Below are 25917 nucleotides of genomic sequence, written 5' to 3'. Positions count from 1 at the left end.
CTCTTAGTTGAATAGCATGAGTTTGACTACTTCTTTTTCTTCTTTTTTGGAGTATCAGTATTTATATTGGTAGTGGCAGTTTGTGCTAAATAGTTCGCTAGTATTTTATCGACCAACTCTTCTTTTGTCAGATGATGAAATATTGTTTTTATTTTAGCTTTAAAATCTTCTGAAACATCACGATTCGGCTTTGTTTTGAATATTTTTTTAGCCCATAATAATCCATTGTTTTCTTCAATGCTTTGTGCATCTGCTTTTTTGAATTCTTTGAAAGTAATTCCTAATTCATCTTCAAATTCAGGAATTTCTTCTACTTCTTCCTTTTGTATAACTGATAAGGAAAGTCCTTTTGCTCCTGCTCTAGCCGTTCGTCCACTTCTATGTACATAGGCATCGTAGGTATCTGGTAAATGATAATTGACAACATAGGAAACATCTTTTACATCAATACCACGTGCAGCCAAATCGGTTGCAACTAAGATATCTATAAATCCTTCTCTAAATTGTCCCATGATACGATCACGAATTCCTTGTGTCAAACTTCCATGAATGGCACCAGAAGAGAATTTATTGATTGCTAGTTTTTTTGCTAGTTTGTTTACCGCAGCTTTGGTTTTACAGAAAATAATTCCGCGTTTGCCTTCTTTGGTATTTAAAAAATGAAGTAAGACTTCTAGTTTTTCTATCGGTTCTACCACTACATATTGATGATCTATTCCTTGATGTCCAACCGTTGACATGTCTTCTTCAATATGCACGACATGTTTGGACATGTAATTTTGAACCAATTGTTTGATGGTTCCGGGCATTGTTGCCGTAAATAGTAAGGTTCTTCTCGATTTAGGAATTTCCTTTATAATGCTATCCAATCCATCTTTTAGTGCGCTTACCATTTCGTCCGCTTCATCTAAGATGAAATACGCGATGTTTTTGATGTTGATGGCTTGTCGTTTCACTAAATCTGCCAAACGTCCAGGCGTAGCTACAATGATGTGTGTTGGTTGTTTTAAACGTTCTATTTGAGGTTTTATAGGAACGCCTCCACATATAGAAGCAATAGAAGTTGTAGGACTGTGTTTTGCGAAAGCTTCCAAATTATTGAATATCTGCTGTCCCAATTCACGTGTTGGTGTAAGTATCACAGCTTGAATTCCTGTATTTTCAGTATCAATGAGTTGTATTAATGGCAAACCAAAAGCCGCAGTTTTCCCTGTTCCAGTTTTAGCTAAGGCAACCACATCTTCTTTTTGCTGTAGCACTACCGGAATTACTTTTTCTTGAATATCTGTGGGAACCGAAATTTTTAAGCCCGCTAGACTCTGCTGTAATTCCTCTTGAATTCCTAACTCTGAAAACTCTTTTGCCATCTAAAATAATTTTCGGCAAAGATAGGTAGTGTTTTTGAGGTTTTGGTGGTGATGGGATTGTATATTTTAAATTATTTGAGTTATTCCTAGTCTATTAGAATAAGAACTATATTCGACTTGAATCTCGGATAGTAATTCCTTATTAAAAATTTTCATCTTATTAAAACGTTCATGAAATACATTTGGAGGCAGTGAGAATGCATATCTAAAATCAAAGATTAATGTACAATCATTTCTTTCTTCATCTAAATATAGATGGTCAAATATCTTTAGAGATAAAGGCATTGCATTTTTTCCTTTTAATTTATTTTTTTTTCTGATAGGGTTAAGAATTAATAAACCACCTAGTAATTTTAAGTTTCTACCATATTTATTTTGAGCAATATCACAAGGTCGTGATATAATCATTGCTATATCAATTAATTCAGGACTTCCTTCACCATCATTTTGATCAGTTTGAAAAGATAAGTATTCTGCAATATTATCGTCAAGCTGTTTTATTTAACAAATGGTATTATAGTTCATTTGCTCGGCTTTTTATTTTCTTTCAATATAAGTTTTCAAAGAACTTTCAATTCGAAAACGAAACTACATATTCACTAGAAAAGGATTTTATGGAAAACCACATTCCAACAAAAAATATAAAAAAGAGTTTATAAAAACACCATAACTCCCTAATTCTAAAACCACTACAAAACCCATCTTAAAATTGTGAATATCTATTCATGCGTATCACTTTTTCAACAAAAAGGAAATCCTATATTTGGCGTCCTTAAAATAAAAAGATATGAGCGCAACTTGGTATGAATGCAAGATAAAGTATAGAAAACTTGATGAAGTAACTGGCGAACAAAAACTAAAAACAGAACCTTTTTTAGTAGATGCAATCTCTTATACAGAGGCAGAAAGTAGAATTACAGAAGAAATGGCTGCTTATTTAAGAGAAGGTGAAGAAATTAAAATTACGAATATTAAAGTAGCTAATTACGCAGAAATACATCCGTTTGAGAATTCAGATAGATGGTTTAGATGTAAAGTAAGTATGATTTCTTTTGATGAAGAAAGCGGTAAAGAACGTAAATCGAATCAGTATTTATTGATACAAGGAAATGATGTAAAAGAAGCGTATGAAAATACGGTAACAGCCATGAAAGATACGATGGCAGAATATACGATTCCAGCAGTTTCAGAGTCTCCAATTATGGATGTATTTCCATATTTTTCTGGTGAAGAAAGTGAAACTAAAAAACTGGAAAAATTCATGGAATTGAAAGATTCTGTACCAGTAACGAATGATATTGATGAAGATTTAGCATTTGTTGATAGTTTGACTGTAGAAACTGAATAATTATTACAACTTATTTTAAAAAGGATTGATTAAATATCAATCCTTTTTTTTCTATATGCTGATGGCGTTGTGTTTTCAAATTTTTTAAAAGCGCTGTTAAATGATGACAAACTGTTAAACCCAGTGTCAAAAGCTATTGAAGAAATAGTAAACTTTTCATTTTCCGTATTTGACAGCAATTCTTTTGCATCTTGAATTCGATAATAATTAATGAAATCATTAAAATTTCGTTGTGCATATTGATTGATTACTGAAGATGTTTTCTGCGGACTTTGTTTTATCGCCATACTTATTTTTGAAAGCGATACATCAGACTCAAGATATAATTTTTCGTCTTTGACTAACACAACGATCCTTTTAAATACTACTGAACTATCATTTGCTTTAAAAGCTTCTCCATCAATTTCTGTCGTTTTAAGCAAAAATGCTTTATAGCTTAGATAATAGATAATCAAAGAATACATTATGGGGCCAATTATATACGGAATCTGATCTTCTATTATGTTTAGAAAATATGAAATCCAAATTATAATAAATCCAAAAATCAACAAGTTAAGCCAAGTTAATATTGCTTTTTGTGATTTTGTTTGCGTGTCTTTTTTAAATTGTTTGTGTACTTTTTTTAGTGTTTTCCACGCGATAGTAATGTAACATGCAAAATGCAAGTAAATAAACATCAAAACACTTCCGAATAGTATGATGATTATTTTATTGTTTTCATACAAATCTTTGGTAATAAACAAACTAAGTCCAAAAACCAAACTAAAGGGAATCAGTTCAACTAAATGGCTTCTAGAAATTTTGAAATTTGGACGCGTCATTCCTAAAACATACCATCTAAAAAATGGTCCAATTAATAATAAGATTGCTAATCCTGCAAAAATAAATATAGGTTCTAATCCTTCTCCGAAATTCATCATTACAGATTTACCTATTCTGAATGCCATGAAAATCAGAATTAATCCTAATAATACATTCGTTTGTGTCTTTTTCTTTTTAAAAAAGAATAAATAACAAGCAAATAAAACTCCATGCAAAAGTCCTGCACTACTAATAATGATAAGAAGAATTTGTGAAAAACTCAATAGATTATTTTTTTCAAATTTAGGTTAAAAGTATCTATTTTAATTGTTCTGCTGTACTTTTTGCGTGTGAAGTCAATCCTATTAATCCAAAGAAACGTCCTATTTCTCCTTTCATGACAGCTATAGCACAGTGAGAAGCTATCAAAGTTCTATCAAGTGGTTGTTTGTCTTGAATCATGAGTTTTTGGATTAATTCTTTTGCTTTTTCAGCTCCATCTTTTTCATAAGTCAACAATACTTTTCCAGCATTTTCTTCTCCTGTTATTTCTCTATATTTAGGTTGATATCCTAATTGTTTTACCATTGTTTCTGCTAATTTCCAAGTAGACCAAGGATTTTGACCTGTTATTATATTGTCATCCTGACTAACAGTTTCTAAGTACATAGCACCTTTATTAAACTTGGCGCCTTGCGAAGTTAATTTATCCTGTAAAAGAAATGGAAATATATTTTTTGCATCTGAAATTAGAAGTAATTCTTCTTCGTTTGTAAAACTACTTATCTTTTTATTTTCTAATAGATGCTGACCATTATCTAGTGTTACATTCACCAATGCAGCAGGACCATGACAAACGGCTCCTATTGTTTTTCCTGCTTGATAATAATCACGTACTATTGTCTGAATTTTTTTATTATCTGGGAAATCAAACATGGCTCCTTTACCTCCAACAAAAAATACCGCCTGATATTCTTCAGCAACAACATCAGTTATGGCAATCGTATGACTCGTTTTATATTGTGCAATGGAGTCATTTAGAAAAGCATAATCATATATTCCCATGTCATCGCCATCAATAACAACTGGTGGCTTTCCTCCTAATGGACTTGCTATATCAACTTCAAATCCATTTGCTTCAAATACATAATACGCGCGTGATAGTTCCGTTAATTCATAACCTGTCGGTTTTCCACTAATTCCCATGGTGTCTTTACTTGTTACTACAGCTAAAATTTTTCCTCTTTTTGAGATCACATTTTGTGATAAATAAGAAATATCATTAACCATAGTTGTGGATAAATCTTGTTTCATTTCATCTAAAGGCAATAGATTGATAAACCAAACGCCAAATATTACAAGTAACGTTAAGAGACTAACGAATGAAATTAATGTCCATTTTAGTATTGGATATTTTTTAAGCATAACTTTTTTCCTTTTTTAAATTCTATACGAAATACTTGGAAAAAGCCCATAAAAGCTGAGGAAATGATAATTTCGTCAGTGTAAAATTTATTTACTCTACACTATATGTTTAAAAATATCCTAAATCTTACTTATAAATTTCACATAAATTCCTTTCAGCTATTTCTATACCTTTAAAAATCTCCCATATAATAAAATGCGCCCCAATCTCTATATTCTGGAAAGGAAATTCTGGTTATTTTTTGAGCTGTATAAAAAGCATCTAATTTATTTTGAGAGTCTTTTAAATTTTGATAAAAAGTTGTAAAGAAAAAAGCAGCAGCGGTTGTTTCTACTTCCCACAAGGTACCAACAATCGTTTTTACTCCTGCATGAAAGAATGCAGCTGGTAAACCATATAAATTACTTGCCAAATCGACGCGTCCTAAAGCTGTTTCACAAGCACTTAGAGTTAGGAGTTCTACATTACTAAAATCGTTCCCATAAATTTCATAAGCATTTACAATTCCGTTAGTTTTTGCTGAAGGTTGAAGATATATTGCATGATAACATGGTGCGTATACATTGTGTTCTCCATGTGATGCTAAATGCACATATGTTGACTCTGACATAGCTTTATAAAAAGCTTCTTCAGTTGCATACTCTCCTATAATTGGTTCAACTCCAAAGATATCTCCAATGGCTTTTGCTTCGGCTTCTACATGTACGAGTGGATGTAAATATGCAGGAGCAGCTTCCGTATCTTTGACAGCAAATATGCTTATTTCAGGATTTGAAGTTGTTTTAGTGATGTCTTTTGTGAGATACTGAATATTTGGTATGTATGATATTTTCCAGTGTTTTGCAATAGGTTCATCTTCTTCTCCCAAAAGATGAAAAGGATAGAAAAATAAAGTATCACACGGTACTATACAAAGATGATCGATTCCTTTTTTTCGTAGTTTATTTAGAATTTCTAAAACTGGTCCACCAAAGTATATTTTATGTTCAATTACTAATAAATCAGTAGCTTCCGTACTTATATTTTTAAATCCAGGCTCTTCAACGATGTGCTTACGAATTTTACCTACGAAATAAGTCAACAAATTGTAAGTAACTTTTTTACCTTCAGAAGTCATTGAAATATAACCAGAAGGCACGTCAGCCATATTAGAAACTGTAAAATGCAGATTAGCACTTGTGATTATCGTTATGTAAACCTGAGCGCCTCCTATATGATTTTGTCCAAACGAATAATCAATAACAACTGTATTTTTAGGTATTTTTGATTGTATTTCACTAAAGTGTTTGTGTAAAAACGCGTTTTCATTCAAATGCTGTTTGACTAGAAAACGTTGAAACTTAGCATCAAAAACTTGCTGTAAGTTTAAAATTTTATCTTTTGTTGATTCTCCTTTTAATGAAATCGATTTTCCATATACCGATCCAATAATCATTTCATCATCTAGAATCTTTTTTTCGTAAGGAACACCTTGTTTTTCAAGTTCTAACGTACGCTTTTTTTGTAAGTTTTTTATTTTTGTATCTAGTACTACTAGTTCTTTGTTTTGTGACCAATGAACACTAATTGGCGCCTCCATAATATTATTAAATAAGTAACCTTTATATACTTGTAACAACAGTCCTAAAAGCCGTGTATCATAATCACCTATATGTATAAATTTACTTAGTAATCTTTTAAAAATAGTATTTGCTATTTGTATAGTTTCAACACCAATTCGTATTTGTAAATTTGATAATTGAGTTCCTATGGCTACAGCTACATATCCAATATCATAACCGCTTTTTTCCATAACAATATGTTGAATCCGAAATAATAAATCTTTAGCTTCTTCGGTACGTTTCGCTTTCAACAATATTTTTAATGCTATTATATAGTTTTCAATACTTTCGGTAAAACTATTTTTATCAAAATAATTAACAGCTTTACCTACATAAAGTATCGTTTCTATATGTGTATAGACAGAACGATATTTTTCAACAAATGGTTTATTTGCATGTAAAATGTATTTGAGATGTTCAAGTCCTTTTTCTTCTTGATTTGATTCGGCACACAGTACACAAATTTTTAAATGAGCTGCAGTAATTTCATTTATAGTCCAATTTTCAGCAGAAATACTTTTTTGGAGCGCATGTTGAAGTTCTTCATAAAAATCTGTTTTTATTTTGAAAAATTCAGGGATATATTGATTGAACAAGCAAGACATCATCAAATTGAAATATATTTTTACCTGATTACCATTGGTTTCTTCATAAATCAATGATTCATGCCGTAGTAAAAGATTCAAACATTTCTCTGGTTCAATACTTTGTAAACTTACTCCTATTTTAGTGATATTTATTCTGAGCTCCTTAATACTTTTACTTGTGTACAACTCTTTCAAATCAGTTGTCAGCAGTGCTTCCAATTCTTCGAAGTATGTGTCTTGCAAAGAAGATATTTTTGCTTTTTTTACATAATCAATAATACTTGTAAGTGCTTCGTAACCTTGGCGTTCGTCTGGAAATTCTTTGAATATACTTTGTGCTTCTTCTGCAAATGGTAAAAGGTTCGAAGTGTCAATAGGATATTGCAAGAGTTTTGCTGAAAACATGGCATCTACGACTACTTTTAAACTTCGTGCTCTTGGAATTCCTTTACGAACTTTTATAGCTTTTAGTCCATATTCTATTGCTTTGGGAATGGTTTCTTTGGGCGATGGCATATATTGATCTTTTTCATTCCAATGTTGAATTTCATTTCCAAATTCATATGTCAATTTTAGTTGCCATGCACGAAAGGCACTTTCATAATCAATAAGGCTTTTACCTGCAAAATAAGGATCAAAATGTATGACAGCTAATCTATGAAACAGTTCTTCTTTATCATACAATGAATATCTATCGTCTGTTTTACCAATAAACTCTTTTGCTGTTTCGACAGCATCATTAAAATAGCGAGCGTCAGGAATTTCATTGGTAGCACATGAAACTAGATCTAGCCAAGTTAATACAATCTGTTCTTTGTCTATATCATGCCATGGGTAGTAATTTCTGTGTTCTATGCCGGTTTTTAGTATTTTGAATAATGAAATTGCTTTTCGCCAATTTCCTTCATGTGCAAGCGATTCACAATAGTTACAGAGACAATAAATATAGTTTTCTGTACTTATGTATAATGAATCATTTGTAATCAATTTTTCTGCATATGCTAATGATATTTCTTTAGCTTCAAACTGTTTCCAAATTTGCTCTACAGGTCCTGTGCCAAAAGGATAATCCATAGGAAATTTTGCAAAATGTTTAGACATTGAGATAATACTTTGCATTGGAGCTAATATTTCTTCAGAACTAAGATGTTTTAATCGAGGAATTAACTTAAAATATCCAGCCTCAATACTTTGGTAAACAGCATAACTATTTCTTTTTGAGAATATGATAGGGTTTTCATAAAGATATGTTTTCCAATTCTCTTTTTTTAAAAGTAATAGTTCTTCATATACATGAAACAAATGGTCATAAAATTTCTCTATTTGCGGCGACATTTAATGAGTTTATAGTTGGATCAATTCGTTACAATTGGTTTAATTTCGAATTCTAAAAACGGAATAGCTTCCATTTCTTTTTCTTTGTTAAAAATGATATATGTCTTTTCTTTTAAAACTGTTTTTATTTCAACTTTCCCTTTGATATGATCACTCTTTTTTGTTCTGATAATGATGTAACAAGCATAAGATCCATTAATAGATATATTATTTGTTTTTTCAAATTCCCACATTGGCGATCCTTTCCCTTCTCTAAAACTTGTTATAAAAAAATCTTTGCTTGTAGTTGATTCTTCATGACTAACTTCGCCTTTTAAAAATTTTAGCTCAGAGCTAATTTTTATACTATCCTTCGCTTTCACATCTTCCGCTACATTTTCGGGTGTCAAAGACCAAACTAAGGGTTTTTCAGTAGGATTTTCTTTAAAATGCATAGGAACTGAAATCCAAGCTTTGCTGAAGTGTTCGTCTTTTTTGGTACGGAAAGTACATCCAATTCGGATGATATTGAAACGATATTCTGGATCTTGATTGTCTAAAAAATGAACCATTTCAGGATCATTATCTCCATCAATAGCCGTAATTTGTTGTGAGATTACTTCACTTAGATCTACACTACTAGAATCTATAATATTATCAAACGATTTTCCTCGTGAGTCGCGTTCTTTTTTATAAAGTTTAAAAGTTCGTTTTTTTGACTCTTCAAATTTAATTTCAATCATAATTCAAGCAGTAGTTAACAAATTACATATTGTTAAATTTAAAAATTTCCTTTCAATTTTGATTGAAAAAATGACAATTGTTTATGAATTTACTTTCTATTTGATACACTATCCTATGATTAAAGTTGCTTTTTCATCAGCAATATTTATTTCTACGGTACTTCCTGAGTTAAAATTTAAAAAATCAGTCTCAATACCATCACTAAAAATAATTCCTTTTGTAGGCATATTAGATTCTATTTTTAATGAGCATGTTTTTGTGATGATTCCATAACCAATATTAGTTTGCGACATTTTACTCAAAAACGGTTCTCTTACAACAAAAACTAATTGATCATCATTCCATGCAAAAGTAGAGCTACAATTAGTGGTATTTTGATAATGAAATTCACCTATATTTTTTGTCATATTAAAAACAGAACTTAACCAACCTGTAGAACCAGCTCCTGTTGAAATTATGATTCCACTTGAAGATTGTTGTTCTTTTTTTCCATTGAATTCAATTTGATATCTTGAAGATACATGCGAATCTGCACCAATATAAAAATCATTAAAAGCTAATAATGTTTGTCCGTCATTTAAAGTTGCTTTTGCCATAGTAACCTGTTTAGTTTGATAATTTCCTTTGCTAATTTTTTTTAGCATGCTTTTTAAGTCATTAGGAGAGTGTTTTAAAAGGATTCCGTCATAACGTTCTACATCTGGGTTTATTCCAATAATTGGCAATCCATTAACGTATTTAGCCGTATTTGCAACCAATCCATCTTGACCAATAACAAGTATTAACTCGTTTTCCGTAAAAATATATGTTGGTAAAAATGAACGATGTATTATTTTGTGTTTGAATTTATTAATAGTAGCCGCTTTAATTATTGAAAGAGATTCGTAGAACGTATCGTGTTCTTGTTCAAAAAAAGCAAAGTCGCCACCAGAATTTTCAATATAAAACCGAGCTTGAGCTTTTGAATTAAAGCGTTCTATTAATTGTTCAAGCCTTGTTTTGTCTCTAATAATTAATATTCTTTCAAAATCCATCTCTTTTATGATTTACTTCTAACAATAGAGTCTAACAATTCGGGAGAGATGTTTAAATTTCCTATCTTATCAGCATTTTCAGCTAATTCTCTAAAAGCTAATGCAATATTATTACTAGGATTGTTACCATTATTACCAATTGCCATTAATATTTTCCAGTCTAACTCTTTGTACGGATTCAAACTTGCATTTAGTGTATATTCCTTTACATCAGCTTCCTTCTTTTCATTTGTTACTTGAATATCGATCAATGTTTTCTTTTGCTCTTCTAATGAAATACTCGAAACCATTTCCATTTCTTTCAATTTTTGTTCGTTTTCTTGCTTAACAAGATCCGTTTCCATCTTTTTCTCTACAATTTGCTTTTGCTTCTCCTCAACTGCTATTTCAGTATTTAGCTCACTTTCCTTAATCATTCTTTCTTGCTCAACCGCAAAATTTCTACGCTCATAAACAGCTTGATCTGCTTCTTTTTGTAGAGATTCTCTCGTTTGTGCTTCTAAAGCACGCGCCATTTCTGGTGTAGGAGTCACACCAAGTATATTAACACTTAATACTTCTAATCCTAACATTGCTACTGCTTTAGATTTTTGAACAGTTGTGAATATTTCTTTTTCAATACCTTCTAATTGTCGTAAAGCTTCTTTTAAATGTAATCTTTGAATAATAGCTGCACTTGCTGTTTGTGCTTCATTAATGATTCGTTGCGGAATTTTTTCATAATCATTTTTAAGATACTGTTTCTTCTTATCTACTGTAAAATCTAATATTTCAGCTATTTGCGTTGGATTATTTATCTTATAAGTAATCTGTCCTTGCAAAGTAATTTCTTGATAATCTTTTGTTGTTTCTTTAAATACAAATTGAAAATCATTACTCTGTACAGGAATAGAAACAATAGATGAATTTGGGGAGAAATAAAAAAACGATAATCCTCTTCCCTCTTTCTTGATTCTTCCGTTTTTATAATGGATAACATAATTCATTGAATCAAATTTTATATAATTTATTCCTAACATGCGATTGAATTTAAATTAATGTTTTGTGTAATTATGACACAAATTTAAAATAGAATATAATGACAAACAAATTTATTTAGCGTTATTTTTACGCATTATTATTTACAAGCTCATAATCAGTATATTATATTTTTCAAAAAATATTCAAACTCAAATGAAATTTTGTTATCAATTAATAGTAAAGAAATATTCACAATAAAAGAATTGAAGATAAAAACAGTTATTTCCATAAGTCATTTATATTACTTATTTTGGATATTTATATATATGATTGTAGTAAAAGCAAAAAATTCTCTAATTGATATACCGTTGTTATCTAAACAACTCAGGGAATTCATATGTTTTTTTGCTATTCTATTTTTATCCATTTACTCTTCATTTGCTTTCGCTCAACAAATTAAAAAAGAATCGTATATAACTAATTTTCAAGACACTGTCTTTAATGAACATACAGAAATACTACTAGATTCAGCATGGTTATTTTATTGGAATCAACTTGTAGAACCCGGTAATTTTGAAAACAAACCTTTTGAAAAAGTAACACTTGATAATTGGAGAAATTTTGATCTTTCTGATACTGAAAAATTACCTTCTTTCGGCTGTGCTACGTATCGTTTATTAATTTCTATTCCAAAAGATAGACCACATGTATCACTTTATATACCATCGAGTTATGCAGCTTCAAAAACTTGGATTAATGGAAAGATGATTTCAGAAATAGGTCATGTTAGTTCTTCAAAAGAAGAAACTTTACACAGACGTTTTTCTCAAATTATTCCTTTAAACACTTATGAAACGGAATTCGAAATTGTGATTCAAGTTGCCAATTTCTATCATCATAAAGGTGGAATTACGGAATCTTTAATTGTATCGCCTAGTCATCATTTGTTGAGCATAAAAACGAAACGAGTGATTGCTGACATGATTTTTATAGGAAGTTTAAGCTTTATAGGAATCTTCTTTTTACTCTTCTTTTTGTTTTATTGGAATAAAGATAAAGCTGTACTCTATTTTGCTATTATGTGTATTTCTTTGGCATATATGGCAATGAGTGATCGATATGCGCCTTTTGCAGAAATTTTTGAATCTGCTAGTTGGATATTCTTAACAAAGATTGAATATATAGCCTTATTTTTAGCGGGACTCTCGGCGAGTTTATTCTTTAACGCTATTTTTTCCGACCATACACATAAAATATATGCAAAGATGCTCAAATACGGGTTTTATATACTTGCATTGCTAGCTATATTTCTACCGAGACCATATTTTACTAAATTATTAATGCCATTTTTCAGCTTAATGATTATCAATTTAATATATGTATTTTATGTGATTGTTAGTGCAATTATTATTGGTGAGCGTCAAAAATCAATCTTATTGCTTGTAAGTATGCTATTAGGTTCTTTTGTATTTACAACACATATATTTTTGTTTTTAGGAGAAAATACTAATGCAATTGTATATGTAAACTTCGGTTATATTATTACCTTTTTATTACTTTCAATGCTATTAATGATGCGATTTTCTAATTCGTTTCACGAACTTGAAAAAGCAAAAGAATTTGCTTTAACTCAGAAAAAAGAAATCTCTTTACAATCAAAAGAGCTATCAAATGTGAATATTGAATTGAAAGAAAATCTACGAAATTTAGAGAAATCAAATGCTGAACTTGATAGTTTTAACCATATTGTTTCACACGATTTAAAAGCGCCCTTAATTGCTATAAACACACTTGCTTCCTTTATTGAAGAAGATATAGAAGAGACTATAGATGAAGATGTTAAACATCGTTTTCAATTGTTAAAAGATAGAGTTTCTAAAATGTATGCATTGATAAATGATCTTTTAGAATATTCAAAAATTACCAAAGAGAAGAAGAGTAAAGAGTTATTTAGTTTAAATGATTTACTGAATGAAGTCACCAGTATCGTGAACGATGAAAACAGACATACAATTCATCTTCCTGATGTCGATTTTGAAATTTTTGCAAGTAAGGTTGAATTGAAACATGTTTTTCAGAATCTTATAAGTAATGCTATTAAACATAATGATAAAGATAGCGCCATCATTACGATTTCTTTTTCAAAACTTCCAAATGAATATGCATTTTTTGTGAGTGATAATGGTCCTGGAATTGAAGCCAAATATCACACAAAAATCTTCGAAATGTTTAGTCAATTAAATGTCAATAATGAAGTTGAAAGCACTGGAATTGGTCTTTCTATTGTAAAGAAAATAGTTGCAGAAAATAATGGTGTTATTAGTGTTGAATCAGAAAAGGGAATTGGTACCACTATAAAATTCTCTTGGAAAATTGAGTAGTCTATACTTCTCTCCTATTTTTTAATACAATAAAACAAAAAAGCGAACCGAAGCTCGCTTTGTATCTAATATGAACTTGAATTTTATTTCGTAGGCTTCTCAAACATTGACTTATCTACAGAAACTCCAAATTGTATGTTTGTCCAATTGGTTATATAATATGCTTTGCCTTTTATAGTTCCATTCCAATCAGCTTCAATATATCTACGTTTGCTAGGTATTTTTATCCCAGCTACAGTTTCATACTCAAACGTCATTAAATAAGGATCTGTTACTCCAAAACTTACCACTGTAAATAGAAATTGATCAATTAATTTTGTTTTTTTATTTACATATAGAATGTATGTATCTTGTCCATCACCAACATTATTTCCAAATGTAATTTTGATACGATGATAATTTTTTCCGTTTACCATTTGATCACTTAATAATTCTTGATTCACACCTGAATCAGATAATTTAAAGAACATAGCAAACCAATAGTAATTTGTCTTTCTTAAAAAACGGGCAACACCATTCGCTTGTTTATCTGTTGATAATTTTCCATCAAAAGTTACCCAAGCATCCGTTCCATCATAGCCTTCTACCACTTTTCCATTTGCGCCTGTAAGGCTATGTGTACTGTATGTTGCGTATGAACGCTCACCATCAAACATATAGGTTTCTTTTCCAACAAGTGTGATAGCATTTTCTCCTTTAGGAGCACGATATTCATAATTATAACTTACTGTTCCTTTATTATAAAAATTTTGTTTTCCTCCAAGCGTTTCTGTCACTTCTGATATTATTTCATTTGCTGTTTGTGCTGTTGTAATTGTTGGAATCACCAATAATAACAACGTGTATACTATTTTTTTCATCTTATATTGTTTTATAATTACTTAACTATTCTATTTCCATTTAATGCTACAACCAATACTAGGATATTGTACTTCTGAAACATTTTCTCCTTTAATTAACGATTCTAATGCTTGAATCAATTCTTTACCTGTAGCAGTTCCCATATGAGGTCTTGTAGCATCAAAACGTCCTCTGTATGCTAATAAAAGTTTGCTATCAAACACAAAAAAATCAGGTGTGCATTCTGCTTGATATGCTTTTGCAACTTCTTGATTTTCATCATATACATAAGGAAAATTGTATCCTAGTTCATTCGCTACTCTTTTCATCATTTCTGGTCCGTCTTGCGGATAATATTCAGCATCATTGCTGCTAATTGCAATAAACTGAATTCCTTTTCTCTGATAATGATTGGCTACTTCAACCAATTTAGTATTAATATGATGTACAAATGGGCAATGATTACAAATAAAAGCAATAACAGTAGCTACATCTGATGTAAGTTCTGAAAGTGTTATTGTATTTCCTGTGATCGTATCTGGTAATGTAAATGATGGTGCTATCGTTCCTAAATCCATCATTTTTGATTGTACTAAAGACATAATTTGTTTTTTTAGATTGATAAGAATACCTACCAAATCCGAATATTCATTGGTAGCTATGCTAAATCACAAGTTGTTATACCATTAATTTTTCCCAAGCATTTGGTTCAAAAGCACTATCAACTTTAGTTTGAGCAACAAAATTGATATAATTTGTCATTACTTTTAAACTTACAATTGTAATTACTTCTAGTACATTATCTTGTGTAAAACCTGCGGCTAAAAAAGCATCTATATCTTCTTGCGAAACACGTCCTCTACTAATTGTTGTAGCTTTTACATAGTTACTTAATGCTTCTAATCTTTCGTTTGGAATTGCAGTTCCTGTACGCAATGCATCTAAAATGCTTTGATCAATTTTATGCATCTGTCCTATTGAAGTATGCGCAGCCATACAATAATGGCAATTATTTTCATAACTAGCTGCCAAATAAGCAACTTGCTGCTCTTTAGCACTTAATGTGCTATTAGCGTCTAAATTTGCGTTTCCTTCCCAATAGTTCTTTAATAAAGCTGGATGATTTGCCATTGTTCCTAAAAGATTTGGCACAAAACCATAGGCTTTCTTTGATGCTTCTAAAGTTGATTTAGAGTTTTCAGGAGCATTTTCAATTGTTCTTACTTCATACTTTAAATTTTCTACTATTGTCATTTTACTATTTTTTAAATTATTATTTTTCTGTTTTGACCTCTGTATGTTAATATATAATTGGTCAGTTTTATATATTATTACAAAATAACAGACCGTTCGTTTATTTTTTAGCCAAAAAATAGAAAGTTTAGCTTGCAATCTTTTTTTATACTTTTATAAATGCCATATTGATCTTTAAAAAATGGTTTAAAGGTGTTTTACTACGTTCTACTTTCATTCTTCCCAATGCACCATTAAAACTATCAAACAAGAAGTTTGCTAAATCTAAAGCTTCAATCGTATCAATAATTTCTCCTGCTTCTTGTCCTTTCTTAATAAAAGCTGCTAATCCACTACTCCATCTATCATATACAGCAGAAATAGCGTTAGATACAGGATCAATGGTTCCTGCAACTTCACTACTTAAATTTCCTAGTAGACAACCAACTTTAAAGTTTTTTTCTGTATACCAATTGATATGAATATTGAAATGTTTTTTAATTCTTTCATAATATGATAAAGATGTGTCTGATAAATTCTGTTCAAAATCTTTACCTATAGTTTCTTCAAAATGGCTAATTGCTTTGATGACAAAATCTTCTTTACTTTCAAAAGAATGATAGAAAGAACCTTTAGGCATATTACAAGCTTTTAAAATATCACGTATTCCTGTATTATGATATCCGTTAAGACGAAATAGCTCAATTCCCTTATCTAAAATATTATTTATATCGTGTTTTGCCATTATTAGACCGATCGTTTACAATGCAAATATATAATAATAGACCGATCGTTTCAAAATAATAAAAGTTAAAATTATCCTAACAGTAGTTTTACTCCCAATAACAATATGCAAGAAAGAAGTTGTCAAGTAAAAGTTTGCTTTAGTCACAAAAAATAGTGTGTTCATATAAATAACACTCCTAACCTACTAAAATAGATTAAGTTAGATACCTATAAATCCATTGAAATTCTATCTGATGAAAAATATCTTACGAACTATGCTATTATTTGGTTTACTAAGCAGTTGTACTACGCCTTCTGAAAAACCTTTACAACAACAAGAAGGAACAAAGAAAATTAAAGTTTATCTTTTAGGAACATTTCACTTTACGCAAACGGATAGTACATACAATGTTTTAGATGATAAACATCAAAAAAGTATTCAAGATCTTTGTGATTTAATTGTACTACAAAAGCCTAATAAAGTCTTTATAGAGCGACAACCAGAATTTGAATTTAAAAACAAATATGATAGTTTATTTACAAATTACGTGCAAACTGATGTTTTAAAAGGAAAAAATGAAATGTATCAGGTTGGATTTAGAGTTGCCAAAACGTTAAAACATCCAAAAGTGTATCAATGTGACAATCCAGGACAATTTGGACATTACTACAGAAAAGCACTTGCTTATGCGAAAGAGAATAACCAAATGCAGTTTGTAAATGCTACAGGAAAAGGTACTGTAATTCGTGAAGACGATCAAGTTAATGAAGATTCTTTAATGCATAATAGTTCATTGCTAAAATATATACAATGGATTAATAGTGATGCCGTAATGCGTACATCGCATGCGAGTTATGTAGCAAATGATGTCCTTATTGGAAGCAAAGATTATTATAATTATGATGACGATGATACTTTAATTGGTGCCCAAATTACAGCAGATTGGTATCGAAGAAACATCATGATTTATACCAAAATGGTAAACCAACTAAGCTATAATGAAGATGCTATATTTTTAATTATTGGTGCTGATCATGTGCCAATTATAAAACATTTATTTAATAGTAATCCACATTTTAAAGTCATTGAAACTACAAAATGGCTTAACAAATAAAATTATGTAAATCACTTATTTTCAAATTCTTATATTCTTTTTGTTTATATATTTAATTCATAGAAATTGCTATAAAACAGTTTCTATTAATTATTTTTTCTATAATTATGTAAGGAGCATGTCTTAATATAGACAGACTTGTCTAAACATATTAATTAATTGAATATATATTATGGAACAAAGACATCCTTTACCACCATTTACATTAGAAACGGCATTGCAAAAAGTACAAGCTGCAGAAGATGCTTGGAATACACGAAATCCTGAAAAAATTGCTAAAGCATATACAGTGGATAGCGAATGGCGAAATAGAACTTCTTTTTTAAATGGAAGAAAAGAAATTGAAGCTTTTTTAGAAAACAAATGGGCTACAGAACTCGATTATAAATTAAAGAAAGAATTATGGGGTTTTCGCGGAAATAGAATGGCGGTACGTTTTGAATATGAATATAGAAATGATGCAGGACAATGGTTTCGTGCCTATGGAAATGAAAATTGGGAGTTTGACGAAAATGGATTGATGCAAAAAAGATATGCAAGTATCAATGATTTAGAAATTAATGAATCGGAAAGAAAGTTAAAATAACTTATTATGAAAAAAACCATCTTACTTTTATTACTAATTATTTTTATAAGCTGTAATCAACAACAAGAAACAACGATAGTTTCACAAAAAGTAACTACTGAAACTCCATCAAAAACTCCTACGCTTTTCAAGTCTAAAGTAATTAACGGACTTAAAATTGCGTATAGAGAAGCTGGAAATCCTAAAAATCCAACATTAATTTTATTACATGGTTTTCCTTCTTCATCACATCAATATCGAAAGGTTTTGACTGAATTAAGTGATCAATATCATATGATTGCACCAGATTATCCCGGTTTTGGAGAAAGTGATTTCCCTTCAAAGGAAGATTTTAACTATACTTTTGATAATATTGCTTCAGTAATTGATCAGTTTGTACAAAGTTTTCATTTAGATAAGTATTCACTTATGATTCAAGATTATGGCGCACCAATTGGTTTTAGAATTGCCACAGCACATCCTGAAAAAATAACTTCTATCATCAATCAAAATGGAAATGCCTATGAAGCTGGATTAGGGAAATCTTGGGGGGAAATTGATCAACTATGGGCAAATAATTCTAAAGAAAATAGAGATGCTTTAATGCATGTTTTTTCTAAAGAAGGTTTACAGTGGCAATATTCACATGGAACCCGAAATCCTGAAAAAGTAAATCCTGACACTTGGAATTTAGATTATTTACGATTATCTCGAAAAGGTGCGCACGAAATCAATTTAGATTTATTTTATGATTATCAAAACAATGTAAAACTGTATCCTAAATGGCAAGCGTATATGCGCAAACATCAACCACCAATGTTGATTGTTTGGGGAAAAAATGATTTGTTTTTTCCTGAACCTGGAGCAGAAGCTTATAAAAAGGATCTAAAAAATATAGACTATAATATTTATGACACAGGGCATTTTGCATTAGAAGAAGATGGAGAAGCTATTATTGCCAAAATGAGAGATTATTTAAACACTATTACACAACAATAAAAGTATATTTGTAACATACACTTTCAAAAAACGATCTTTGAAAGTGTATGTTATTTGTTATCATATGAATAAAAACGAAACGAAAGACCGAATTCTTAAAACTGCTCATGCCCTATTTCATAAACAAGGCTATAGCAATACTGGCATTAATCAAATTATCAAAGAAGCTAAGGTCGCCAAAGCGAGTTTATATTATCACTTTGCGACTAAAGAAGAACTTTGTATTGCTTATTTGGATGAACGCCATAAGGTTTGGAATGAAAGATTTCAAGCCTATATTTCTGACAAACAAGATAAAGTACTCGCTGTTTTTGATTTTTTAATAGATGACAATGTCAAAAGTAATTTTAGAGGATGCAGTTTTATTAATATGTCTTCAGAAACACCACCAGAAAAGGAATTGATTTTTGAAAAATTACAACATCATAAAAATAAATTACTTGCCTTTTTTGAAAGTGAAATTACAGATAAATCACTCGCATATACAGTGTATGCTTTGTTTGAAAGTGCTATTGTAGAAAGTCAATTATACAGAAGTCAAGAACCCGGGAAACGTTTGAAAGCAATTGTAGCAGGACTTATTTCTTCGAAGTGATAAAATAGACTCCAATCAACAAAACAACAGCTGCAATAATTGATTGTAGACTCAATCTTTCATCTAAAACATACCAACCTAAAAACAAGGCAACTACTGGGTTTACATAGGAAGATGTGGCTACTTTTTCTGTAGAAACCTTTTTTAATAAATAATTAAACGCTGTAAATGCAGCCAAACTTCCGAGAGTAATTAGTAGAAACATGGACCATTTTACGCTATAACTCCACTCAATTGGAGAAACCCAAGTTTCACCTAATAATAAACTCACTATAACTAATAAAACACACGCAATAATCATTTGATATCCCGTACTTACTAAATGGTTTTTGGGAATATCTGCTTTTGAAACGTACACGCTAGCAAAACTCCAACCAATAATACAAGTGAAAATCATAAGAATTCCAATAAAAGCGCCTTCACCAGCAACTAATTTTTGTTGACTTACCAATAAATACATTCCTATAATTCCTAAAATAATTCCTATTACAGATTTTATTTTAATTTTTTTACCATGCAGTACGCGCATTAATAATAATACAAATAAAGGCTGTGTAGAAGCTAATAATGCAGCAAATCCACTATCAACAAATTTTAATGCCCATACAAAAACACCGTTTCCATACACCATAAATAAGAAACCTACTAATAGTGAGTTTAAAAATTGTTTTTTAGAGATTTTTAATGATTTTCCTGAAACTATAGCAATTCCAAATAATAAAATACTTGCACAAAAAAAACGAAAAGAAGCCAAATAAAATGCAGGTAACTCAGTAACTACTATTTTATTCAATAAATAAGTACTTCCCCAAATGATATAAATAGCTATAAATGCTAGTATAATAAGTACGTTTGATGATGTAGATTTCATGTACAATAAATAAGTCGCAAATGTACAATCTTGTTTTTATTTGTAACGAGTATTTTTAGTTTTCTTATGGATCAATTTCACATAAAAATGTTAGAAATCTGCATTCGTTTTTAGTTTATTTTTTCATAAAATTCATTTTTTTTGAAAGACTCAAAAATAAGTCTCAACTATTTTATTTACAGAATTTTAAGTAATCCAAATCTTTCCAAAAAAGCCGTATATCTTTTAGTTTTAGACTTAAAAAAATAATTCCTGACGCAACCTTTTTTAATTTAGCGTATCTCTTTAATAAGTATCAAGGTTATTGTGAATACTTCATTTTCAAGAAATTACCTTCTTCAAAATCACAATGATTTTATAATATTTTTCATTAGAAAGCACGTTATTAAAAATGACGTGCTTTTTTAATTTAATTCATAAAAAAATAATTCCTGACACAACCGATTTGAAGACACATTTTACAATGTGAAATGTGTCTTCCTTGGTATAAGAAAATCAACTTATTAAAAATCAAAACGTTTGTTCATTTTGAAAGCAATTCCCCAATTTTTTCGTGCTAAGTTTTGTGCAAAATTATCAGAAACTACAAAGTAGATATACGATAAAGGTTTGTATTCCCATTGCAAACGACTGTTAATATTGAAGTTGTCTCGTTGTGTATTATATTGCACATAAGTAGTCCAATTTAAACGGTTTGAAAAGAAAATTTCACTCGTAAATCGTGATAAATGAAAGGTTTCTTTACCTAATTCATTTAAATCGATATGATTCATGTCGTATGTCAATTCTAAATTGGCAAATGGCAATAGTTGATAGTTTACATATGCACCAACTGTGGTTCGTTTTCCATGATAATAGCTTCCTTTTTGCGCATTTACACGATATCTAAATTTTTGATTATTAGCCGAATTGTAACCTACTTTTAAAATTCCAAAACGATATCGATCTGGTTGTAACGAATTTCCATTCCCCAACGGATCAAAACCATATTTTAAATCAACATCATCGTACTTGATTACATAATACACTGCCGATAAATCTTTGAAAAACACAGCCGAATTCAAAAAGTGAGAAGACTGACTGAATTTTCCAGCTTCATCAAAGTACGTATCATTACTATAATTTAAATATCGAATAGAGTTCAATGTTTTAGATTTCTCATAAAATTTTTGATATTCAACACCAGCAGTTGTCTGTGTATATCCTTCACGAACAACAATATCATTAATCGCATCATAATTAAACAATCGTGGTGTAAAACCAACATCGGTTAGATAGTTTTTCTCTACTTTTTTAATTCCAGCATTCCACTCCAAACCTCGTTGATTGTACCAAATTTCAGCATTGTAGAAGTTGTTTTTACTGTTAATTCCATCATTGAAACTTTTACCAACATTGGCAATTCCAATCCATTTATTATTATCAGACTTATAGTTTAAATTTAATCCCGTAACACGATTGTAATCATCTATAAATTCAAATTGATCCGTTTCTTGTCTATTGATCAAATACGCCGTTGTAGTAAAATTTTTTGATAATTGTTGTTCGCCAACTAACACACTAAAATTCTGTGAAGCAACTTCGTTTTCTTTGTCTGTTTGTACATTTAACACACCTATTCGTGTTTTTGGAGCAATATTTCCTGAAAGTTTTAATCCAAACTGGATGTTGCTCTCCGCTCCTATTCTTCTGGAATAAAAAGGATTCACGCCAGTTACACCTAAGTTAGAAAACAAATCAGCATTCTCTAGAAAGAAGTTCCTACGTTCAGGAAAAAATATTGCAAAACGCGTCAAATTTGTTACTTGTTGATCTACATCAATTTGAGAAAAATCTGGATTAATCGTTGCATCTAACTTTAAAGATGAAGTTACATTATATTGTAAATCTATACTTGGCGTAAATGTAGTTTCATCAGTTTCATTTTCTACGTTTTCTTGATAATTTGTAGTAATAGAAGGTGTTAGTGTGAAGCGTGATGTTGCTATATCTGGTAAGTTTTCAACTGTAAATTTCTCCGTAAATCGAAGATCTAAGTTTGCATAATTACGTTTTACATTTTTAAGAATTGTCCAAGAATTATTTTTAATATCTCTCACATAAAATTGAATTCCAAAAACAGGATTTTCTTTATTAAAGTTCAATGATTTTAACGGAATAGCTAGTTCATATTGTTTTTTGTTTCCGTTTAATATAGCTTTTGATTCCCAAACGGCATTCCAACTAAAACTTAGATTGTAACCATTATTAACACGCCCAACCAAGCCATCTGTCTGATTCCCAAGTGAGTTTACAGCAAAGAAGTATCCATTCTGTGCTTGATTCTGCGTATCTAAAATCATGATAAATGAATCACTAAAAGCTATAGAAACGTCTCTTTTTAATGTATTTACACGTGTTTCAGCAGTTGAATCGTTATAAATGGCGCGCACATATAAATATTCTCCATTGTGAAAAAGCTTCACAGAGGTTTGATTTTCTGCCAAACCAATATCTGTTGGCAAATAGTTGTAAAACCCAGTATGTTCAGGAATTTTCTGCCAAACAGTTTCGTTAAACTGTCCGTCAATAGTAACTTTTGCATCAATATATTGAATGGTATTTGTTTGTGAGAAACTATTTATGAAGCTACACAAACAAAGAAATGCTAAAATATATTTCATCAATTATTTCTTAGGATTATCAATTCTAGTAGCTGTTTTACTTATGATTTTCCATTCGTTGTCCATTTTCTTCAGAAGAAACAAGTCTATATATACCCAACTACGATTTGGGCCTGCAATTTCGACTTTAGCCATAGCAATATCTTTTATGATTTCTATAGCTATTACTTTTCCTTCACGACCATTGAATTCTCCTTTCTTACCTTTTTTGAAAAAGCCTGTATATTCTTTTGGTGTATAGCGTTTAAAATCTCCATCTCTTCCTGTAAGGTATAAAGTTGCATTTGCTACGAAGGCACTTTCTAATAAATCGAGTTTATTATATGAGCTTCCATTTATATAATTTTGAAGTGTTTTTTCTACTTGCGCATGTTCTGATTGAGCGCTTGAAATTTGAATTGTAAATAGTGTAATGAATACAAAAATGTACTGTTTCATATCGTGTTTGATTTAATGATTTGATCAAACTTCTTAAAACAGGTAAAAAATGGAGTGATTGATTATAATAGAAGTGTCCGAAATTATAAAATTGGACAGATTAGGAAGCAAAATATTGCTTTTTGAATTCTGCAGGCGTTTTACCAACTAGTTTTTTAAATGTTGCGTAAAAAGTTGATTTTGAACTAAAACCAGCTTCAAAACCTATCGACTCTAAAGTGAATTGATTGTTTTCTTGTAGTAATTTCTTGGCTTCTTCTACTCTATACTCATTGATGAATAATGCAAAGTTTTTTCCAAGATTATCGTTTAATAATTGTGATAATTTATGTGAAGATATATGTAAAACCGTTGCAATATCTTTCAATTTAACGTTTGTATTTTTATGAAATTCATTTGTTTTCATTGCTTTTTTTAACGCAATAATTAATTGTTGTTCTTCAGTTTTATCAATCTTTTTTGCTTGATATTTTTCTGGAATATCTTGAAATATTGTATTTCGATTTTTTTCTGATAATAGAAAGATTAACAATCCATAAAATACAACTGAAAATGTAATCGTACCAACAAAATACAAATAGAAATAACCAACGATATACGCCGTAAATATTAAAATATTTGCTAGTACTAATATTAATAGCCAAATTTCTGAGGTTGTGCAGCTAATATTTTTCTGAAAAATTTTTTTAATAATGTCTTTCAATATGTAGATTGAAAGTGCTAAATATGTTCCCCAAGTTGTATAAATGATAGGAACTACATAATCATACCATAATTCAATGTTGTATATGTATGGTTTTATAATTCCGACCAAAATCATACTGATGAGCAATGTTGAAATATGAATTTTCCATATGATTGGAAGTTTTTTAGTGTTTTCAACTGATGCTTTTAAGTAATGAAATAATGTAACGCCAATTAAAAAACAAGCAGATAATCCTATTTGTAAAATCCAGAGGTTGCGTTCTTCTCTAGGTGTGAAAATTGTGTAGACAGATTTTCCAATTCGCACACATAAAAACAGTAATAACAATCCAAAAAGGAAATTTTGTGTACGTTTTTGTTTGCTAAAAAATAAAAAGTAAATACTCGCAATGAATCCATTAAATACGCCAATTGAGCATACAAAAAATAGTAATGGATTGTTCATAAGGTTTTCTAATTAATAAAATCCAAATATATAAATATTCTGAGTGTTTTCAACCTTCTAGTAGTCATCAAATAATAATTTACCTCTGTAAAATATCAACATATAATCTTTTAAATATTTTGCTTCACCTTCTATGAAAATAGTATCTGCTATATAAACACCATCTAAGCGTATATTTTCGTCTGTATATTTTTTATAGATTAACTACACTCCAATCTTTATTTTTACCAAAGAATGGACAAAAACGTATTACAAGAGTTGTAGCATCTATTTCAAATTTAAATCGTTCACTTCGTCCTTTTTGGATTCCTCCAAACGATTCAGGATAGAATGAATGTTCATTGAAAGATACTTTTTTCCACGCATATTATAAGTTAGCCAAAATATGTTCTGTCTGTTCAATTAATTTTTCTATTTTGTCTTCATCATATGCATCGCTATGTGCATTTCCGTAGGTTCCTTTGTCATTATCAAAATAGACTCCAGTAGCATTTTCATGTCTATCATCAGTTGCCAATTCACACAATATATCTGCGCCTTTATCAACCGAAGACCAATGTGTTCCAAATGCTTCTTTTACCATATTTGTATTTAAAAGTGATCCTGGATTTACCGCAATTATATTCACTTTTGACTGTTTTTTTGCTAGATAAAAACTCCACATAGTCAACGCAAGTTTGCTTTGTGCATATGCAACTTGTTCACTAATTGCATTTTTTCCTACCAAAGCATCTAAAGAAACTGGCGCTTGCGCAGCTGAACTTAGATTAATGACTTTCGAATTTACAATAGATATTAGTTCATTTGTTAACACATAAGGTGCTAAATAGTTCACCACAAATCGTAAGTCTAAACCATTTTGATTGTTTGTTAATTTACTTTTATACACACCAGCATTATTGATAAGTATATCAATTTTTGGAATTTCGTTTTTAATAGTTTCTGCCAATTTTTTCACAGATGCAATAGTCGACAAATCTGCTGTAAAACCTTTGATAGCTTCATTATTAGAAATTGATTTTATTTCCGAAATTACCGTTTCTAACTTTTCAGCATTTCTTCCATGTATAAAGACTTCATGACCTTCTTTTGCTAGTTTTATAGCTGTTAATTTTCCTATTCCGTCTGTACTTCCTGTAATTAATATTGTCTTTTTCAT

Annotated in this window: 23 protein-coding genes; 6 read left to right on the top strand and 17 right to left on the bottom strand. The window is 30.1% G+C overall.

The window, feature by feature from the left end:
* Nucleotides 1–26: 26 nt before the first annotated feature.
* Entirely contained in the window at nt 27–1367 is a 1341-nt protein-coding gene (locus Q0828_RS12430) for a DEAD/DEAH box helicase (protein ID WP_298421133.1), read from the bottom strand.
* A gap of 66 nt (nt 1368–1433) precedes the next feature.
* Nucleotides 1434–1775 (bottom strand): hypothetical protein, encoded by a 342-nt coding sequence (locus Q0828_RS12425; RefSeq protein WP_298421131.1) that lies wholly within the window; start codon nt 1773–1775, stop codon nt 1434–1436.
* 379 nt (nt 1776–2154) lie between these two features.
* On the opposite strand from Q0828_RS12425, the gene Q0828_RS12420 reads away from it, so the two are divergent.
* Nucleotides 2155–2715 carry a DUF4494 domain-containing protein gene (locus tag Q0828_RS12420; protein WP_298421128.1) on the top strand — a complete coding sequence of 187 codons (561 nt, stop codon included), beginning with the start codon at nt 2155–2157 and terminating at the stop codon, nt 2713–2715.
* Between the two features lie 29 nt (nt 2716–2744).
* On the opposite strand, the gene Q0828_RS12415 is transcribed toward Q0828_RS12420, so the two are convergent.
* From Q0828_RS12415 to Q0828_RS12390, 6 genes are all read right to left on the bottom strand, one after another.
* Complete coding sequence (locus Q0828_RS12415; protein WP_298421125.1) at nt 2745–3800, bottom strand: helix-turn-helix domain-containing protein; 1056 nt, start codon at nt 3798–3800, stop codon at nt 2745–2747.
* 34 nt (nt 3801–3834) lie between these two features.
* On the bottom strand, nt 3835–4941 hold the full coding sequence (locus tag Q0828_RS12410) for a type 1 glutamine amidotransferase domain-containing protein (protein ID WP_298421123.1): 1107 nt from the start codon (nt 4939–4941) through the stop codon (nt 3835–3837).
* A 173-nt stretch (nt 4942–5114) separates the two neighbouring features.
* The gene (locus tag Q0828_RS12405; RefSeq protein ID WP_298421120.1) at nt 5115–8465 is read right to left on the bottom strand and encodes a CHAT domain-containing protein; all 3351 of its coding nucleotides are present in this window, start codon (nt 8463–8465) and stop codon (nt 5115–5117) included.
* Nucleotides 8466–8485: 20 nt separating this feature from the next.
* Nucleotides 8486–9187: a hypothetical protein gene (locus Q0828_RS12400; RefSeq protein WP_298421117.1), complete on the bottom strand. Its 702-nt coding sequence runs from the start codon at nt 9185–9187 to the stop codon at nt 8486–8488.
* A 108-nt stretch (nt 9188–9295) separates the two neighbouring features.
* Nucleotides 9296–10222, bottom strand: a complete 927-nt coding sequence (locus tag Q0828_RS12395; RefSeq protein ID WP_298421114.1) for a sugar kinase — start codon at nt 10220–10222, stop codon at nt 9296–9298.
* Nucleotides 10223–10227: 5 nt separating this feature from the next.
* Entirely contained in the window at nt 10228–11208 is a 981-nt protein-coding gene (locus tag Q0828_RS12390; RefSeq protein WP_298421110.1) for an SPFH domain-containing protein, read from the bottom strand.
* Between the two features lie 300 nt (nt 11209–11508).
* Here Q0828_RS12390 and Q0828_RS12385 point away from each other — a divergent pair, with 300 nt between their 5' ends.
* A complete protein-coding gene (locus Q0828_RS12385) occupies nt 11509–13563 on the top strand; it encodes an ATP-binding protein (RefSeq protein WP_298421106.1) in 2055 nt (684 codons plus the stop codon).
* 83 nt (nt 13564–13646) lie between these two features.
* On the opposite strand, the gene Q0828_RS12380 is transcribed toward Q0828_RS12385, so the two are convergent.
* From Q0828_RS12380 to Q0828_RS12365, 4 genes are all read right to left on the bottom strand, one after another.
* The gene (locus tag Q0828_RS12380; protein WP_298421103.1) at nt 13647–14423 is read right to left on the bottom strand and encodes a DUF6503 family protein; all 777 of its coding nucleotides are present in this window, start codon (nt 14421–14423) and stop codon (nt 13647–13649) included.
* 30 nt (nt 14424–14453) lie between these two features.
* The gene (locus Q0828_RS12375) at nt 14454–15005 is read right to left on the bottom strand and encodes a thioredoxin family protein (protein ID WP_298421100.1); all 552 of its coding nucleotides are present in this window, start codon (nt 15003–15005) and stop codon (nt 14454–14456) included.
* 76 nt (nt 15006–15081) lie between these two features.
* On the bottom strand, nt 15082–15657 hold the full coding sequence (locus Q0828_RS12370; protein ID WP_298421098.1) for a carboxymuconolactone decarboxylase family protein: 576 nt from the start codon (nt 15655–15657) through the stop codon (nt 15082–15084).
* Nucleotides 15658–15802: 145 nt separating this feature from the next.
* Nucleotides 15803–16381, bottom strand: coding sequence for a TetR/AcrR family transcriptional regulator (locus tag Q0828_RS12365; protein WP_298421095.1), 579 nt, complete (start codon nt 16379–16381; stop codon nt 15803–15805).
* Between the two features lie 235 nt (nt 16382–16616).
* On the opposite strand from Q0828_RS12365, the gene Q0828_RS12360 reads away from it, so the two are divergent.
* From Q0828_RS12360 to Q0828_RS12345, 4 genes are all read left to right on the top strand, one after another.
* Entirely contained in the window at nt 16617–17477 is an 861-nt protein-coding gene (locus Q0828_RS12360) for a DUF5694 domain-containing protein (protein WP_298421092.1), read from the top strand.
* 172 nt (nt 17478–17649) lie between these two features.
* Nucleotides 17650–18063, top strand: coding sequence for a nuclear transport factor 2 family protein (locus Q0828_RS12355; protein ID WP_298421090.1), 414 nt, complete (start codon nt 17650–17652; stop codon nt 18061–18063).
* 6 nt (nt 18064–18069) lie between these two features.
* Nucleotides 18070–19041, top strand: coding sequence for an alpha/beta hydrolase (locus Q0828_RS12350; protein ID WP_298421087.1), 972 nt, complete (start codon nt 18070–18072; stop codon nt 19039–19041).
* A 64-nt stretch (nt 19042–19105) separates the two neighbouring features.
* Nucleotides 19106–19636: a TetR/AcrR family transcriptional regulator gene (locus Q0828_RS12345; RefSeq protein ID WP_298421084.1), complete on the top strand. Its 531-nt coding sequence runs from the start codon at nt 19106–19108 to the stop codon at nt 19634–19636.
* Here the strand turns inward: Q0828_RS12345 and Q0828_RS12340 are convergent.
* The 5 genes from Q0828_RS12340 to Q0828_RS12320 all read right to left on the bottom strand — a co-directional run bounded on the left by Q0828_RS12340 (nt 19620) and on the right by Q0828_RS12320 (nt 25917).
* Entirely contained in the window at nt 19620–20507 is an 888-nt protein-coding gene (locus tag Q0828_RS12340; protein ID WP_298421081.1) for an EamA family transporter, read from the bottom strand. The genes Q0828_RS12345 and Q0828_RS12340 overlap by 17 nt on opposite strands.
* 503 nt (nt 20508–21010) lie before the next feature.
* Complete coding sequence (locus tag Q0828_RS12335) at nt 21011–23170, bottom strand: DUF5916 domain-containing protein (protein WP_298421078.1); 2160 nt, start codon at nt 23168–23170, stop codon at nt 21011–21013.
* Nucleotides 23171–23173: 3 nt separating this feature from the next.
* A complete protein-coding gene (locus Q0828_RS12330; RefSeq protein WP_298421075.1) occupies nt 23174–23608 on the bottom strand; it encodes a nuclear transport factor 2 family protein in 435 nt (144 codons plus the stop codon).
* Nucleotides 23609–23708: 100 nt separating this feature from the next.
* Entirely contained in the window at nt 23709–24758 is a 1050-nt protein-coding gene (locus Q0828_RS12325) for a helix-turn-helix domain-containing protein (protein ID WP_298421073.1), read from the bottom strand.
* Nucleotides 24759–25125: 367 nt separating this feature from the next.
* The gene (locus Q0828_RS12320) at nt 25126–25917 is read right to left on the bottom strand and encodes an SDR family NAD(P)-dependent oxidoreductase (protein ID WP_298421070.1); all 792 of its coding nucleotides are present in this window, start codon (nt 25915–25917) and stop codon (nt 25126–25128) included.

The organism is uncultured Kordia sp., assembly GCF_947496985.1.
GTDB lineage: Bacteria > Bacteroidota > Bacteroidia > Flavobacteriales > Flavobacteriaceae > Kordia.
This window is presented reverse-complemented; position numbering and strand designations above follow the sequence as displayed.